General features: G+C 56.0%; 10 protein-coding genes and 2 pseudogenes. 4 read left to right on the forward strand and 8 right to left on the reverse strand.

Annotated elements, in window-relative coordinates; translation table 11 throughout:
* The first annotated feature begins 9 nt into the window (after positions 1–9).
* The 3 genes from JY391_RS13715 (at position 10) to JY391_RS13725 (ending at position 2,231) form a co-directional block, all read left to right on the forward strand.
* Positions 10–810: a transketolase gene (locus tag JY391_RS13715; RefSeq protein WP_211934468.1), complete on the forward strand. Its 801-nt coding sequence runs from the start codon at positions 10–12 to the stop codon at positions 808–810.
* Complete coding sequence (locus tag JY391_RS13720; RefSeq protein ID WP_211934469.1) at positions 807–1,718, forward strand: transketolase family protein; 912 nt, start codon at positions 807–809, stop codon at positions 1,716–1,718. Before JY391_RS13715 ends, JY391_RS13720 begins: the two co-directional genes overlap by 4 nt.
* A 75-nt stretch (positions 1,719–1,793) precedes the next feature.
* Positions 1,794–2,231, forward strand: a complete 438-nt coding sequence (locus tag JY391_RS13725; RefSeq protein ID WP_205611848.1) for a PTS sugar transporter subunit IIA — start codon at positions 1,794–1,796, stop codon at positions 2,229–2,231.
* Between the two features lie 42 nt (positions 2,232–2,273).
* On the opposite strand, the gene JY391_RS13730 is transcribed toward JY391_RS13725, so the two are convergent.
* Positions 2,274–3,422 carry an MFS transporter gene (locus JY391_RS13730; protein ID WP_181821595.1) on the reverse strand — a complete coding sequence of 383 codons (1,149 nt, stop codon included), beginning with the start codon at positions 3,420–3,422 and terminating at the stop codon, positions 2,274–2,276.
* Positions 3,423–3,735: 313 nt separating this feature from the next.
* Here JY391_RS13730 and ycaC point away from each other — a divergent pair, with 313 nt between their 5' ends.
* Positions 3,736–4,362, forward strand: a complete 627-nt coding sequence (gene ycaC / locus JY391_RS13735) for an isochorismate family cysteine hydrolase YcaC (protein WP_042288161.1) — start codon at positions 3,736–3,738, stop codon at positions 4,360–4,362.
* A gap of 73 nt (positions 4,363–4,435) precedes the next feature.
* Here ycaC and JY391_RS13740 read toward each other — a convergent pair.
* From JY391_RS13740 to ftsK, 7 genes and pseudogenes are all read right to left on the reverse strand, one after another.
* Positions 4,436–5,297 (reverse strand): annotated as a pseudogene (locus tag JY391_RS13740) (dimethyl sulfoxide reductase anchor subunit family protein).
* Position 5,298: 1 nt separating this feature from the next.
* Positions 5,299–5,916 carry a dimethylsulfoxide reductase iron-sulfur subunit DmsB gene (gene dmsB / locus JY391_RS13745; protein ID WP_181821597.1) on the reverse strand — a complete coding sequence of 206 codons (618 nt, stop codon included), beginning with the start codon at positions 5,914–5,916 and terminating at the stop codon, positions 5,299–5,301.
* A 10-nt stretch (positions 5,917–5,926) separates the two neighbouring features.
* Positions 5,927–8,372 (reverse strand): annotated as a pseudogene (dmsA, locus tag JY391_RS13750) (dimethylsulfoxide reductase subunit A).
* A 234-nt stretch (positions 8,373–8,606) separates the two neighbouring features.
* On the reverse strand, positions 8,607–9,899 hold the full coding sequence (gene serS, locus JY391_RS13755; RefSeq protein ID WP_042288170.1) for a serine--tRNA ligase: 1,293 nt from the start codon (positions 9,897–9,899) through the stop codon (positions 8,607–8,609).
* Positions 9,900–9,990: 91 nt separating this feature from the next.
* Entirely contained in the window at positions 9,991–11,334 is a 1,344-nt protein-coding gene (gene rarA / locus JY391_RS13760; protein WP_042288172.1) for a replication-associated recombination protein RarA, read from the reverse strand.
* Positions 11,335–11,342: 8 nt separating this feature from the next.
* Positions 11,343–11,954, reverse strand: a complete 612-nt coding sequence (gene lolA, locus JY391_RS13765) for an outer membrane lipoprotein periplasmic chaperone LolA (RefSeq protein WP_042288173.1) — start codon at positions 11,952–11,954, stop codon at positions 11,343–11,345.
* Between the two features lie 145 nt (positions 11,955–12,099).
* Positions 12,100–16,026 carry a DNA translocase FtsK gene (ftsK, locus tag JY391_RS13770; RefSeq protein ID WP_211934470.1) on the reverse strand — a complete coding sequence of 1,309 codons (3,927 nt, stop codon included), beginning with the start codon at positions 16,024–16,026 and terminating at the stop codon, positions 12,100–12,102.
* Between the last annotated feature and the right edge of the window lie 36 nt (positions 16,027–16,062).

Below are 16,062 nucleotides of genomic sequence, written 5' to 3' on the forward strand. Positions count from 1 at the left end.
GGAGTGAATATGACTATTGATGAACTGAAGTCCCATGCCCGCGCCGCACGTCGCGATATTGTGACCATGATTTATGAATCCGGCATTGGCCACCCTGGCGGCGCGCTTTCCATTATCGACATTCTGACCTGGCTTTATCATCAGGAGATTGACCTGAATATTACGCCCCGGGCAAGGGTGGTAATGAGTAAAGGCCATGCCGTTGCAGCCCAGTACGTCATGTTGTATCAGTTGGGAAAAATCGCCCGCACTGAGTTTGCCACCTTTCGCCAGATCAACTCACGTCTTCAGGGCCATCCAAGCGTGAAGTCGCTGCCGGACGTCGATGCCACTACCGGTCTGCTGGGTCAGGGCCTGTCGGTGGCGCTGGGAATGGCTGCGGCAAAAAAACGCCGCCAGGATCCGCATCGCGTCTTCGCCATTCTCGGCGATGGCGAGATGCACGAAGGCCAGATCTGGGAATCCCTACAACAGGCTGCCCATATGCGGATGGATAATCTGGTCGCCGTCATTGACTACAACGGTTTCTCTTCACACGATCCGGTGAATCAGGTGATCAACCTGGAGCCTCTTGCCGATAAAATTCGCACGTTTGGCTGGCACGTACTGGAGCTGCAGAATGGCAACGATATGCATCAGGTCGCCGACACATTTCTGCTCTCACGTCATTTGAAAGGCAAACCGGTCGCCATCATCGCCCATACCATTAAAGGCTTCGGCGTGAGCTATATGGAAAACAACGGGGGCTGGCACTCTAAAACCCCGACGGCAGAACAATACCAACAGGCAATGGAGGAGTTACGGTCATGAAAGCACCCCGCGACGAGATTGGCAACGCCCTGCTTGCCCTGAAAGCAAAAGGCTATCCCGTTGTCGTTATCGACAGCGACCTTGCGAGTTCAACCCGAACCGACCAGTTTCAGCAGGTCTTCCCCGACGCGTTTTTCGAAATGGGCATTGCTGAAGGCTCCGCCATGAGTTTTGCTACCGGTCAGGCCCTGGAAGGAAATATTCCGTTCTACGTTAATTTTGCGATGTTTGTCACCGGTACCGCCTGGACACAGTTACGCCAGGCCTGCTATGCCAACGCCAATATCAAGCTGGTTGGTAGTCATCCCGGCATGGATGATGGGCCTGACGGCGCTTCGCATCATGCGTTGGAAGACCTGGCGCTGACGCGGGTACTGCCGGGGATAACCATTCTGACGCCGGGTGATGCCGAGGAAATTGAGGCAGCGTTTGAACAAGCGGCTACGATCCACGGTCCCGTTTATATCCGCGTCGCGCGTGAACCTATGCCTGTCCGTGATAAATCTCGCGTCCCCCGCATCACTGACATAGCCGCTGTAGAAGATTCCGGCAACGATTTTGCGATCCTCTACGAAGGCACCGTTCTGGAACAGGCAAGTGAAGGTTACGCACAGTTATGCGCAGCGGGTAAGCGAGGCAAACTGATCCATGTCGCCACGCTGAAACCTTTTAACCGCGAACGCTTTCTGCAACTGACCGCGGAGTGTCCGCACATCGCAACCATCGAAAACCACAGCATAACGGGTGGACTGGGGGGACAAGTTGCAGAAGTGCTGGCTGAGGAAGGCATACCCACGCGCTTAAGCCGACTCGGTACGCGGGACACGTTCACGGAGTCAGGTAACAGTCGCCAGCTAAAAGAGAAGTACGGAATTTCAGCATCGGCGCTGTATCAGGTACTGCGTTAAGGAAGCTCGCGAGTCGGATGGCGCAGCCTGAAGTCATAAGGTCGTCATCCGACATCGCGGAATAAGGAGTTAACGATGAAGCATCCCCTCTTTGTAGCCAGCCAGTTTTATGTACGTTGCCACAGCTGGCAACAGGCCATTATGCTCGCCTGCTCACCGCTGGAGCAGCAGGGACTGGTGACAGCTAATTATGCGCAGGCGATCGTTCGTGAAACCGAAAAGCAAGGCCCGTGGTACCTGTTAACACCCGAGTTTGCCCTGCCCCATGCACGTCCGGAAGAGGGCGTAATCAGTAATGAAACGCATCTGTCGCTGCTGTGTGTAAAAGAGGCGGTGTGTTTTCCGGGTTACCCCGATGTGCGGTTGGTCGTCGTGCTGGCTGCCGTCGACAGTACCCGTCATATCGAAAAGATTCAGCAACTGGTCTGCTGGCTTGAGGAAGCAGAGCGTCTGCAGCAGTTGACTCATATCACCTGTTCGGCGCAGCTGCGCACTGTGCTCGGTTCGGTCTGAACGACCGCCAGCAGAGCAAGTCCGCTGGCGATCACTGCGTCATTAAACGTGAGCCACCGGGTTCGGCGTGTGCCCGGCATTACGCAGCAGCATCAGTAAATAAATAAACGAGACGCTGGCAATCATAATAAACAGCAGATTATCGGAATAATTCTGCATTAACATCGCGGTGAAGGAGGGCCCTAACAGGCTGCCCACGGTGTAGCTCAACAGCAATGCCTGGTTCATCGCCACAAGCTGATGCTGTTCCACTTTTTCACATGCCCATGCCATCGCCACCGGATAGAGGGTAAAACCGGCCGCCCCCAGAATAAACAACGCGGGGGCCATCGCGGCCTGGCTGAGCATCGCGATACTGCCGAGGATCACCACGAAGACCTGAACGCGCAGAACCAACAGGCGACCAAACTTATCGGCCAGACGTCCGATTGGCCACTGTCCCAGGATCCCGGCGCTAACCAGCACCGCCATCCAGAAACCGATGCTGGCGTTGCTGATCCCCTGGTGATTCAAATACAACGGCATCAGACCGTACAGGGAGCCGAGAACAATTCCGGAGATAATACAACCATTCACCCCCAGACGCGCCTGACGCAGCCTGAGCATCGACGTCACAGGCGTGGCGCTGTGTTCTTCCGACTGTTGATTCAGAATACGCGTGAAGAGCAGCGGTAAAATCGCCGCCAGTACCATACCCGTTACCCACGGCAACACATTCATCAGCTCCGTGGACACTTTGCTGACCAACAGTTGACCGAGGAATGTCCCCACGTAGTAAACCATCATATAAGCCGCCAGCAGGCGACCACGATTGCGTGAGGTGCCGCTGCACATCAGCGCACTTTCCACCACCACCCAGATCATGGCGCAGCCCACGCCCGCCACGAAGCGCCAGGCCAGCCAGCTCCAGAATCCGACCATTACCCCAAGCCCCACACAGCCAGCGGCAAAAATCAGCGAAGCAAGGTAATAGCTACGGTTAAACCCGAGATGTTTAATTAAATAGCCCGTCAGTAACGTACCCACCAGATTCCCGGTGAAATAAGACGAACTGATAATGCCCACCTGCCAGGTCGGCAGGTTTTCCTGAGCGAGCCAGAGCGGGACGAGCGTGTTCAGCACCGCGATCGCCAGGGTCAACAAAAGCAGGCCAGACAGCAAAAGCATGACGGGCCGGGTATAGGTGGACATGAGTATAAACCGTGAGGAAGTTCAAATTTCACGCGCATCATGCCACCAACAAAAACATTGTCAATCGGCTGAAACCGCGGCCTGACGGCCCTTTTTATGGTTCGATTCAATTTATTGATTGAGAAAATGTATTCTTACCACAGCGTCCCACTCAGGTGGCTGTTTTTATTGATTTATCGCTAAAAGGCGCCGCGTCGTTTGGTCGAAAAATCTCATAGTCCCACCAACAATTTTTTTTCCGTTCTATGCTTTGAGTGAACCTCCCGCACCCCGTTGGTTTCGGGTGTTTCGCTGACTCTCTCAAGGAGAAGAAATGGCTAAACCTTATGTTCGTCTCGATAAAAATGATGCTGCGGTTCTTCTGGTCGATCACCAGGCCGGATTGCTCTCACTGGTCAGGGATATCGATCCCGATAAATTCAAGAATAACGTTCTCGCCCTCGGTGATTTAGCCAAATATTTCAAGCTGCCGACTATCCTGACAACCAGTTTTGAAACGGGTCCAAACGGGCCGCTGGTCCCCGAACTGAAGGCGCAGTTTCCGGACGCCCCCTACATTGCGCGTCCCGGCAATATCAACGCCTGGGATAACGAAGACTTTGTCAACGCCGTGAAGGCGACAGGGAAAAAACAGTTGATCATTGCCGGTGTAGTCACTGAGGTTTGCGTGGCGTTCCCGGCGCTTTCGGCTATTGAGGAAGGGTTTGACGTTTTTGTGGTGACCGATGCCTCGGGCACGTTCAATGACATTACCCGCCTGTCGGCGTGGGATCGAATGTCGCAGGCTGGCGCGCAGTTAATGACATGGTTTGGCGTCGCCTGTGAGCTTCATCGCGACTGGCGCAATGACATTGAGGGGCTGGCGACGCTGTTCTCAAATCATATTCCGGATTACCGTAACCTGATGACCAGCTACGATACCCTGACGAAGCAGAAATAGAAAACCGGGGTCAACGCCCCGGTTTGGTGAGAGAGCCGGATGGCGTTGTCGCCATCCGGTAATTCCCTGTACGTTAACTGGCTACCGCTACGCCCACGGTCATATGCAGACCGTAGAACACGCCGCGGCCAATCAGTTCACCGACCAACAGCAGAACAAATGCTACCGAAAGCAGCGGTACCGCCGGCTGGTAGCCTTTCAACTGCGGCACAATCCAGCAGCAGAGCGCCACGGTGAGAACAACTATGCGCCAGGCCATCAGCGAACCGTAATCCGGTACCAGCGCCGACGCCTGTTGAATGGAGCTATGGATAGTCGCCAGCTCGGCGCCTTGCATCACCGACATAACCGCGCTCACAACCAGCGCCAGCAGTGAAACCGCAGGCAGCAGACGCATCGCCCAGCCATCGACGTCAGCCACGCAGCAGCAGATAACCGAGCAGCGGCCCCCCCAAAAACAGCGTCAGGAAGAAGCCCATCGGCGTCCAGAGGCTGTACCAGGTCGGTACGGTATCGATGCTGTTATAAACGCGAACCATCATCCAGACAAATATCACGCCCAGAATCATGGTGACGATCAGCCACACTGTACGTAACGCCGGAGAGAGCTTTTTCATCACGGCCAGCAGCCAGCCGATACCGCCAATCGCAAAGAAAACAGAGCCGCTGGCGATTTCATTACTCAGCGCCGACGACCCTACGCGATTCAGCGAATTAAACGCGCGCATCGGCGAGCCGAGGTGCAGCATGGAGGCGATAAAACCAATCCCCATCAGTACCCATAACGCAAACATACAGCGGATCACCCGCTGCTGCGTCTCTGCGCGCAGGTCGCCTTTGATCAGCGCCAGCGCCAGAACGATAAAGCCACCGACTACACACTGCCCGAAGACCGTGAAGATCATTAGCGGCCATTCATGCCATCCACTTCCCATCTTACACCTCCTTCGGATTGGCCAGATAACCCGTGGTGTCTCCCGTCGGGCGGCTGTTGGCGTTAGGTTTGATTACAATATTAGGTTTAGTGAAATGCGCCCCCGGCAGCGGAGCGACAGCGGCCAGATCGCCGTGTTTTTTACGCAGTTCATCAATCGGACCGAAGTCCAGCGCGCGCAGCGGACAGGATTCCACACAGATCGGTTTTTTGCCTTCCGCCACACGGTCATGGCAGCCGTCGCATTTGGTCATATGACCTTTGGCGGCATTGTATTGTGGCGCGCCGTACGGGCAAGCCATATGGCAGTAGCGGCAGCCAATGCACACATCTTCATCGACCACCACAAAACCGTCTTCCCGTTTATGCATCGCCCCGCTTGGGCACACCTTGGTACAGGCCGGGTCTTCACAATGGTTACACGAAATGGACAAATAGTAGGCAAAGACGTTCTGGTGCCAGACGCCGTTATCCTCCTGCCAGTCGCCGCCTGCATACTCGTAGATGCGACGGAAGCTGACGTCCGGGGTTAAGTCTTTATAATCTTTACAGGCCAGTTCGCAGGTTTTGCAACCGGTGCAACGGCTGGAATCAATAAAAAATCCATACTGGGTTGTCATCGGCTACTCCTTACACCTTCTCAACCTGAACAAGGTTCGTATGTGACGGGTTCCCCTTAGCAAGAGGAGACGGACGCTGGGTGGTCAGCACGTTGATACAACCGCCCTGATCGATGCGTTTTGCATCCGGGTCGTACCACGCCCCTTCCCCTAACGCGACGACGCCCGGCATCATGCGCGGCGTGACTTTCGCCTCAATGTGCAGCTCGCCTCGACCGTTGAAAATACGCACCTTATCGCCATTGCTGATACCGCGCTTCTGAGCATCAAGCGGGTTGATCCACATTTCCTGGCGGCAGGCCGCTTTAAGCACCTCAACGTTGCCATAGGTGGAGTGGACGCGAGACTTATAGTGGAAGCCCGTCAGCTGTAACGGATAGTCTTTCGTCAGCGGATCGTTGTAATTCTCAAAGCCCGGGGTGTAGATCGGTAATGGATCGATCACGTCCCCTTCCGGCAATTCCCAGGTCGCAGCTATCTCGGCCAGTTCCTGCGAGTAGATTTCGATTTTGCCCGACGGGGTGGTCAGCGGGTTCGCCTGCGGGTCTTCACGGAAGGCTTTATACGCCACGTGATGCCCTTGCGGATCGCGCTGTTTAAAGATGCCCTGCTTGCGGAACGCTTCAAAGGTCGGCAGATCGGGAATCGCTTTACGCGACTGCTCGTACAGATGACGCATCCACTCTTCCTGCGTGCGCCCCTCGGTGAACTGCGCCTCCACGCCCAGACGCTTCGCCAGCTCGCTGGTCATCTGGTAGATGGTCTTGCACTCAAAACGCGGCTTGATGGCCTGGTCAGCGAAGATAACGTAGGACATGTTGCCGCAGGAGGCATCCAGCGCGAAGTCCATCTGCTCAGAGGCGGTGCAGTCCGGCAGCAGAATATCGGCATATTTCGCCGATGAGGTCATATGGCAGTCAATGACGACAATCATTTCGCACTTCTTGTCGTCCTGCAGGATTTCATGGGTGCGGTTGATTTCTGAATGCTGGTTGATCAGGCAGTTACCTGCATAGTTCCAGATCATTTTAATCGGCACGTCGAGTTTATCTTTGCCACGCACACCGTCACGCAGCGCGGTCATTTCCGGGCCGCGCTCAATGGCATCCGTCCACATAAACATCGAGATACTGGTTTCAACCGGGTTTTCCAGCGTCGGCATACGCTCAAAAGGCAGCGAGTAAGAGCCTTCACGCGCGCCGCTGTTGCCGCCGTTAATACCCACGTTACCGGTCAGGATCGCCAGCATCGAGATCGCACGGGTCGCGATTTCACCGTTCGCGTGACGCTGCGGTCCCCAGCCCTGGCAGATGTACGCGGGTTTCGCGCTGCCGATTTCACGCGCCAGTTTGACGATGCGGTCTGCCGGAATGCCGGTGATCTGCGCCGCCCATTCAGGCGTTTTGGCTATGCCGTCTTTGACCTTCCCCCAGAATATAGGCTTTGTAATGACCGTTTTTCGGCGCGCTGGCGGGCAGCGTTTTTTCATCGTAGCCCACGCAGTATTTGTCGAGGAACGGCTGATCGACCATGTTTTCGGTAATCAGAACATACGCCAGCGCATTCACCAGCGCCGCATCGGTTCCCGGACGAATCGGGATCCACTCATCTTCGCGGCCCGCGCCGGTATCGGTGTAACGCGGATCGATGATAATCATCCGGGCGTTAGACTTCTGTCGCGCCTGCTCAAGGTAGTAGGTTACCCCACCGCCGCTCATGCGCGTTTCACCTGGGTTATTGCCAAACAGTACAACCAGTTTACTGTTTTCAATGTCGGATGGGCTGTTTCCGTCGGCCCACCCGCCATAGGTGTAGTTCAGACCGGCGGCTATCTGGGCTGAAGAGTAATCGCCGTAGTGGTTGAGGTAGCCGCCACAGCAGTTCATCAAACGCGCGACCAGCGTTTTCCCTGGCGGCCATGAACGGGTTAACGTGCCGCCCAACGTCCCGGTACCGTAGTTCAGATAGATGGATTCGTTACCGTACTCTTTGATCAGCCGCTGCATATTGCTGGCGATGATGTCGTAGGCTTCATCCCAACTGATGCGTTCAAACTTTCCTTCACCGCGTTTGCCAACGCGCTTCATTGGATACTTAAGACGATCCGGATTATAAACGCGACGACGCATTGAACGCCCACGCAGGCACGCCCTTACCTGATGCAGACCATCGTAGCGATCATCGCCGGTATTGTCTGTTTCAACGTATTTGATTTCGCCATCCACCACATGCATACGCAGCGGGCAACGGCTGCCGCAGTTCACGGTACACGCGCTCCAGATAACTTTTTCGCTGGCCTGCGCCGGGCTGATGGCTTCGGCGGCGTTAGCGATTCGGGTAAATGGCAGGGTAAACGCGCTGCTGGCCATTGCCAGACCGCCTATGGCCGTCGTTTTTACTAAACCACGACGACTCACCTCAGCTGCCATAACGGCATCGGGGATCTTAGTTTTCATAATGGCTCACTCTGCTTGCTCACAGTAAAAGTGCAAAAATTAACGTTATTATTTGAATATGAATGCGACGCTATATAGTTACATATACAACGAAATAGTAGGATGACAGCGAAAAATGCTGAATTTCATTCGAAGGTAGTATTACTCCGTAGGGAGTATGAATTATTGTCCGGTGTCAAACAGGCACAAAAAAAGCGCCATCAGGCGCTTTTTTAGGGAAGGATGGCGTAACTATCAGCCAATATATTCCAGTCCGTTCATATATGGACGCAGTACTTCCGGCACCTGAATGCGGCCATCAGCCTGCTGATAGTTTTCCATCACCGCAACCAGCGTACGTCCTACCGCCAGACCAGAGCCGTTCAGGGTATGTACCAGACGGGTCTTTTTGTCGGACTTACTGCGGCAGCGTGCCTGCATACGGCGTGCCTGGAAGTCCCAGACGTTCGAGCAGGAAGAGATTTCGCGATAGGTATTCTGCGCCGGGATCCACACTTCCAAATCGTAAGTTTTGCAGGCGCCAAAACCCATATCCCCCGTGCAAAGGATAATCTTACGATACGGCAGACCCAGCAACTGCAGCACTTTTTCGGCGTGGCCGGTCATCTCTTCCAGCGCCGCCATGGAATCTTCCGGACGGACGATCTGCACCATTTCTACTTTGTCGAACTGGTGCATACGGATCAGACCACGGGTATCGCGACCATATGAACCGGCTTCGGAACGGAAGCACGGCGTGTGCGCGGTCATTTTGATCGGCAGTTGATCTTCGTCGATGATTTCATCACGCACCAGGTTGGTCAGCGGCACTTCCGCCGTTGGGATCAGCGCATAGTTGCTGCTGTCCGCTTCTTCTTCCAGCGGACGGGTATGGAACAGATCGCCGGCAAACTTCGGCAACTGTCCGGTACCATACAGCGTGTCGTGGTTAACCAGATACGGAACGTAATTTTCGCTATAACCATGCTGTTCAGTGTGCAGATCAAGCATGAACTGAGAAAGCGCACGGTGCATACGGGCAATCTGCCCTTTCATGACCACAAAACGCGAACCCGTCAGCTTCACGGCAGCGGCAAAATCAAGACCGGTATGCATTTCACCCAACGTGACGTGATCGCGCACGTCGAAATCAAACTCGCGCGGGGTACCCCAGCGGCTGACTTCAACGTTGTCGTTTTCATCTTTCCCCACCGGCACTTCGTCAGCAGGCAGGTTTGGAATGTTCAGCGCGATGTCACGGATCTCAGCCTGCAGAACGTCCAGTTCGGCTTTCGCTGCGTCCAGCTCTTCACCAAGCTTGTTCACTTCCAGACGTAAAGGCTCGATATCTTCCCCGCGCGCTTTTGCCTGGCCGATGGATTTCGATCGAGAGTTACGCTCTGCCTGCAGGTTTTCCGTATTGACCTGCAAAACTTTACGACGCTCTTCAAGAGCGCGCAGCTTATCTACATCCAGCTTAAAGCCCCGGCGTGCCAGTTTTTCAGCGACTGCGTCTGGCTCATTACGCAGCAGATTGGGATCGAGCATGCTTATCCTGTGCTTATCGAATTAAAAGAGGAAATGTGACCACAGCCTGCAGTCACAGGGATACAGTGCCAACATTACCGCAACGCCTGCACTAACGGTAGCGTTTTATAGGGCTATTTTGATCCTGTCCGGCGAGCCAGGCGAGCTTTTCGCCAATCTTGCCCTCAAGACCTCTGTTGGTGGGATGATAATAACGCGTTTGTGCCATTTCCTGAGGAAAATATTCTTCGCCCGCGGCGTAGGCATTCGGCTCATCGTGGGCATAACGGTATTCCTGTCCGTAGCCCATCTCCTTCATCAGCTTCGTCGGCGCATTGCGCAGATGGACAGGCACATCGTAGTCCGGACGTTCTCTGGCATCCGACATGGCCGCTTTGAAGGCGGTATAGACCGCATTACTTTTCGGCGCGCAGGCAAGATACACAATCGCCTGCGCAATGGCGCGCTCGCCTTCTGCTGGACCAACGCGAGTAAAGCAGTCCCATGCGGAAATCGCGACCTGCATCGCACGCGGATCGGCATTGCCGACATCTTCTGAGGCGATAGCCAGGCAGCGGCGCGCAACATACAACGGATCGCCGCCCGCGGTGATGATACGCGCATACCAGTAGAGCGCCGCATCCGGCGCGCTGCCGCGCACCGACTTATGCAGCGCGGAAATCAAATCGTAAAAACGATCGCCCTTATTGTCAAAACGGGCGCTGCGCTCTCCGGCAATCTCGGTCAGCAATGCAGGAAGGAGAACGCGTTTACCGCTGTCGTCGACTTCCGCCATATCAGCCATCATTTCCAGCGTATTCAACGCCCGACGGGCATCACCGTTGACCAGTTCAGCAATCGCCCGACGCGTTTCATCCGGCAGCACGATATCCTGTCCCCCGTAGCCACGGGCTTTATCCTCCATCGCCTGAGTGAGAACCTGTTCGATGTCTCCGGTCGTCAACGATTTCAGCAGATAGACACGCGCACGGGAAAGCAATGCGGAATTCAACTCAAAAGACGGGTTTTCCGTTGTCGCGCCGATAAAGGTAATAGTGCCGTCTTCAATATGCGGCAAAAAGGCGTCCTGTTGGCTTTTGTTGAAGCGATGAACTTCGTCGACAAACAGGATTGTACGACGCCCGGCATTTCGATTTTGCCGCGCGCGTTCAATGGCTTCGCGGATCTCTTTGACGCCGGACGTAACGGCGGATATCCGCTCAACGTCAGCGTCGGCGTAACGGGCAATCACTTCGGCAAGAGTGGTTTTCCCGGTCCCGGGCGGCCCCCACAGGATCATGGAATGCAGATGCCCGGCTTCAATAGCGCGGGGCAAGGGCTTGCCTGCGGCCAGCAGATGCTGCTGGCCGATATACTGCGCTAAATTTTCTGGCCGCATCCGCGCGGCCAGTGGCTGAAAAGTATTATCTGAAAAATCGAGCGACAGATTGCTCACTCATGCCTCTACTTACGTTGGTCGTCTACCGTTACGCCTTGCGGTGGGGTAAAGGTAAATTTCGATGCGTCGACCGCGCCGTTCTGCTGAGATTTCAGCTGGTAACTGCTGCGCTGGTCGTCCTGTTCCACGGCGCTGAACTGATGAATCGTCCCGTCACGTCCCACATTGATGGTGAACTGCTTCAGGTTTCCGTTGCTGGCTTTCGGCGTCAGCACAAAATCATCGCCATTTTGCTTGATATTATACTGCTGCCAGTCGCTGGACTGGTTGCGGGCAATGAGCATAAATGGCGTATTGCCGGTCGCGTCTTTCAGCCAGGTGGCGGTAGCCTGCTCAACGAACGGGTTGTAAAACCACAGGGTTTTACCGTCGGACACCAGAATACTTTCGTCAGGCTGCGTCATATGCCAGTTAAACAGATTGGGACGCTTTACCCACAGATCGCCCTGGCCTTCCTGAACGGCGGTGCCGCTGCCATCTGTCACTTTTTGCGTGAAGCTGGCATGGAAGCTGCTCACTTTATCCAGACGGCTTTTCAGATCGCTCGCGGCATCTGCCCAAACGCTACTGACAACGAACCCTGAAAGCAAAGCACAGGTGATGGCAATTTTTTTCATTGTTATTCCTCAAAATACGTCACTCCCGACCGGGAGTTCCTTCTGCTATCCATTCCAGGCCAAAATTCAGCGTGAGGAAAGAAGATTAAACTGAATTCGTGGTTATTGGCCGGATAGCCTCTTGTGACTTATCCGGCCAACAGAGTTACTCAAAGGGCGGCGGCGCCAGCACTTCACGGTTACCATTATGGCCCTGCTCGCTGACGATCCCCTGCGCCTCCATCTGTTCGATAATTCTCGCCGCACGGTTGTAACCGATACGGAACTGGCGCTGTACCCCTGAGATAGAAGCCTTGCGTTTTTCAGTCACAAAGTTGACCGCCTGATCGAATAACGGATCCAGCTCTTCGCCGCCGTCAAAGCCACCGCCGCCGCCTTCGCTTTCGCTGTCGGACGTAATACCCTCGACATATTGTGGACGACCGCGCGCTTTCCAGTCCTGGACCACGGCATGCACTTCCTGGTCACGAACAAAGGCGCCGTGAACGCGTACCGGCATGGTGGAGTTAGGCCCGGAATAAAGCATATCCCCCATTCCCAGTAAAGATTCGGCGCCGCCCTGATCGAGAATGGTGCGCGAATCAATTTTACTGGAAACCGTAAAGGCGATACGGGTCGGGATGTTGGCTTTGATCAGACCGGTAATCACGTCAACGGACGGACGCTGCGTCGCCAGCACCAGGTGAATCCCCGCCGCACGCGCTTTTTGCGCCAGGCGGGCAATCAGTTCCTCGACTTTCTTACCAACGGTCATCATCAGGTCGGCGAACTCATCGACCAGCACGACAATGTACGGCAGTTTTTCCAGTACCGGGTGCTGAGCGTCCATACTGTCGCCCGGCTTCCAGTATGGATCCGGAATCGGACGCCCCATCCGCGCCGCCTCAGCGATTTTCTCGTTGTAGCCGGCCAGGTTACGCACGCCAAGCGCGGACATCAGTTTATAACGACGCTCCATCTCGTTCACGCTCCAGCGCAACGCATTGGCGGCGTCTTTCATATCGGTCACCACTTCCGTCAGCAGATGCGGGATCCCTTCATATACCGACAGTTCGAGCATTTTCGGGTCGATCATGATAAAGCGCACGTCTTCCGGCTGCGCTTTGTACAACATGCTCAGGATCATGGCGTTAACGCCAACGGATTTACCGGACCCGGTAGTCCCTGCTACCAGAAGATGCGGCATTTTCGCCAGATCGGCCACCACCGGATCGCCGGCAATGTCTTTACCCAACACCACGGTAAGCGGTGACGGATTTTCGCGGAATTTGGCGTTATCCAGAACCTCACGCAAATAAACGGTCTGACGTTTCTTGTTCGGCAGCTCCAGGCCCACATAGGGTTTGCCCGGAATCACTTCGACCACGCGCACCGCGACGGTCGAGAGCGAACGCGCCAGGTCGCGGGAGAGGTTAGAAATACGCGCGGCTTTAACACCCGGCGCCAGGTTCAACTCAAAACGCGTGATCACCGGGCCAGGTGAATAGTTCACCACGTCCGCTTTAATACGGAAGTCTGCCAGGCGTGCTTCGACCAGACGCGCCATCTGTTCCAGCGCAAACGTGTCGACAGGTTCTACTTCGCTCGGCGGCGGCGTCAGCAGATCCAACGACGGCAGCGGCGTAGTCGGTTTTTGCAACGGACGGCTGTCACCGTTACGCATCAACAACGGATGGATCAGGCTTTCCTGAGGTTGTTGCGCGACCGGCTGTTGCGGTTGCTGATAATGCTGCTGCGGCGCGACCGGCTGTTGCGGCTGCTGATAGTGCTGCTGCGGCGCGACCGGCTGTTGCGGCTGCTGATAGTGCTGCTGCGGCGCGACCGGCTGCTGCGGTTGCTGATAGTGCTGCTGCGGCGCGACTGGCTGTTGCGGTTGTTGATAATGCTGCTGCGGCGCGACTGGCTGTTGCGGTTGCGCCGGTTCAGGCATCACGCCCGGTGTAAACAACGGTTCATGCGGCCTTTCATCCACCAGCGCTTTCATTGGCGAAAAGGCAAAATCGTCCAGAGAGAAAGGGTTCGCTCCGACAGGCTGTTCACCGGAATAACGCTGTTGCTGCGAGGAAGCAAACTGACGGGCCAGCTCAGCTTCTGCCGCGGCATCATCATCTTCTGCCTGCTGTGAATCGTGCTGATACGTCTCGCCATAACGGCTCTGCTGCGACTGGGCGAACTGACGCGCCAGTTCGTCTTGCTGCATGGCGTCAATTTCGTCGTCGCTATAGTGCTCGTCATGAAGCTCCGCTTCGCGCGCCCTCTCTTCGGCCATACGCTGGGAAGGAAGCTTGATGCCATACGACGCCAGCTCACGACGCGTCGGGACACGCACACGATTTGGACGCGGCAACTGGGGACCAATACCTTCTTTCACCTGCGGACGCGGCGCTCCGCCGTTCGCCAGGCTAAATACCGGCGCGGCGGCGGCGGATACGCCGGCAGCCTGGGTGGCACCCTTAACCCCAGCGGCGACAGGCGCGACCGCCGCCGATTCAACTGGTGGAACAGCAGCAGAAACCGCGGGTTTTACCGGCTGAGGCTCTTTCACCGGTTCCGGTATCGGCTGATACCATGCGGCTAACTGCTCACGCTCGCGGGCGCGTTTTTCCTCAACTTCTTCAAAATAGTACAGCGGCGGACGAGCGGGTTTTGTCTCTTCAACCACGGGCTCAGGTTCGGCAGTCGGCTGCGTCGCTGTCACGGGTTGATGGGCGTAGTCCGGCTCAGGTTGCTGAACCGGCGGCGGATACGCAACGGGTTGTACTGGCTCAGGCGGTTGCGTCAGCTCCGGCTCCTGCCACTGCGGTTGCGGCGCGGCAGGTTCAACGTAAGGGGCTGTAACCTGCTGTGGCGCGTAATACGACGGATCAGGTTGTACAGGCTGCTGCGTCGGCGCGTAATGTGACGTTGTTTGCGAAGGAGATGGCGTCCGGGACGGATAGCCGTCCGGCGAAGGGGCAATCATCGGTTCGCCCGTCTGCGGGCCGGGAACAGGTTGCCATTCCACGGTCGGCGGGGTCGGGACAGGTTCCGCGCCTGGCACCTGCGGCGTTTGCATCACCGGGTCAGCAGGCGCAGCCCAGGTCTGCGTCGCGGCGGTTGCCGCAGCGGCAGCGGCGACGGGTTCAGTGACGGAGTGACCGTTTAACAGGGGATCGAATTCGTCATAGTCCGGCTGGGTTGCCCGATGCCCCGAGAACAGAACATCGCCAGGATCCGCCGGTACGCCGCGAGCGCTCCAGGCAATGTCATCTTCGTCATCCATACGTTTACCGGAGAACAGCGCCGCATCGGTCTGACGACCATGAGGATTGATAAATTTCTCCGCCAGACGTTTACGCCGCGCCAGCGCGCCACGCAGGATGCGTGCGCGACGGGATTCACGCTGCACACCCTCGGCCTCGTCTTCGTACTCGTCTTCATCGTCATAGTCGTCTTCCACCCAGGTATCGTCACGACGGGTGCGATTGCTGGCGAAAGTCAGAATATTGAGCAGCCAGCCGCCGATTTTTTCAGCGATGGTAACCCAGGACCAGCCGGTAAAAAGCGTTAACCCCGCCGCCCAAATACACAGCAGCGCGATCGTGCCGCCGCTACTGTGCAGCAACGGTTGCAGAGTGGTGCTCAGCAGGCTGCCGATCACTCCGCCAGAAGCAAAATACCAGATATCATCGGCATTAATTGCAGCGAGGCCGCAGGAGGTCAGAATCAGCGCCAGAACGCCGATCAGTCGCAGCGAAACGGCAAAATAGTCGATATAGTCATCGGTGGCCTGGTGCCGCCAGGCAAACCAGCATCCGCCGACAATGATCACCGGGATGGTGTATGCCATGACCCCGAAGATAAAGAATAACGTGTCTGCCAGCCACGCGCCGGGGATCCCCCCCAGATTGTGGATAGGCTCATGCCAGGCCGTTTGCGACCAGCTGGGATCGGAAGGATTGAAGCTGAGTAAGGCGGCCATCAGCCAGACGGCAAAAAGCGCAATAAGGATGAGCAACGCCTCCAGAAGTCGGCGCCCGCTGCTTAACTTTGTCAATGTGACTTCTTTGTCTTCAGTGTATTCCTGGCTCAAAAAAGGCTCTCCAGGTTTCAGGCTTTTCCTGCCCGG

The organism is Citrobacter sedlakii (assembly GCF_018128425.1).
Lineage (GTDB): Bacteria > Pseudomonadota > Gammaproteobacteria > Enterobacterales > Enterobacteriaceae > Citrobacter_A > Citrobacter_A sedlakii.

Coding starts and splice junctions, on each gene's coding strand:
- JY391_RS13715 (WP_211934468.1), top strand. CDS start 10: ATGACTATTGATGAACTGAAGTCCCATGCCCGCGCCGCACGTCGCGAT.
- serS (WP_042288170.1), bottom strand. CDS start 9,899: ATGCTCGATCCCAATCTGCTGCGTAATGAGCCAGACGCAGTCGCTGAA.
- lolA (WP_042288173.1), bottom strand. CDS start 11,954: ATGAAAAAAATTGCCATCACCTGTGCTTTGCTTTCAGGGTTCGTTGTC.
- dmsB (WP_181821597.1), bottom strand. CDS start 5,916: ATGACAACCCAGTATGGATTTTTTATTGATTCCAGCCGTTGCACCGGT.
- JY391_RS13730 (WP_181821595.1), bottom strand. CDS start 3,422: ATGTCCACCTATACCCGGCCCGTCATGCTTTTGCTGTCTGGCCTGCTT.
- JY391_RS13725 (WP_205611848.1), top strand. CDS start 1,794: ATGAAGCATCCCCTCTTTGTAGCCAGCCAGTTTTATGTACGTTGCCAC.
- ycaC (WP_042288161.1), top strand. CDS start 3,736: ATGGCTAAACCTTATGTTCGTCTCGATAAAAATGATGCTGCGGTTCTT.
- JY391_RS13720 (WP_211934469.1), top strand. CDS start 807: ATGAAAGCACCCCGCGACGAGATTGGCAACGCCCTGCTTGCCCTGAAA.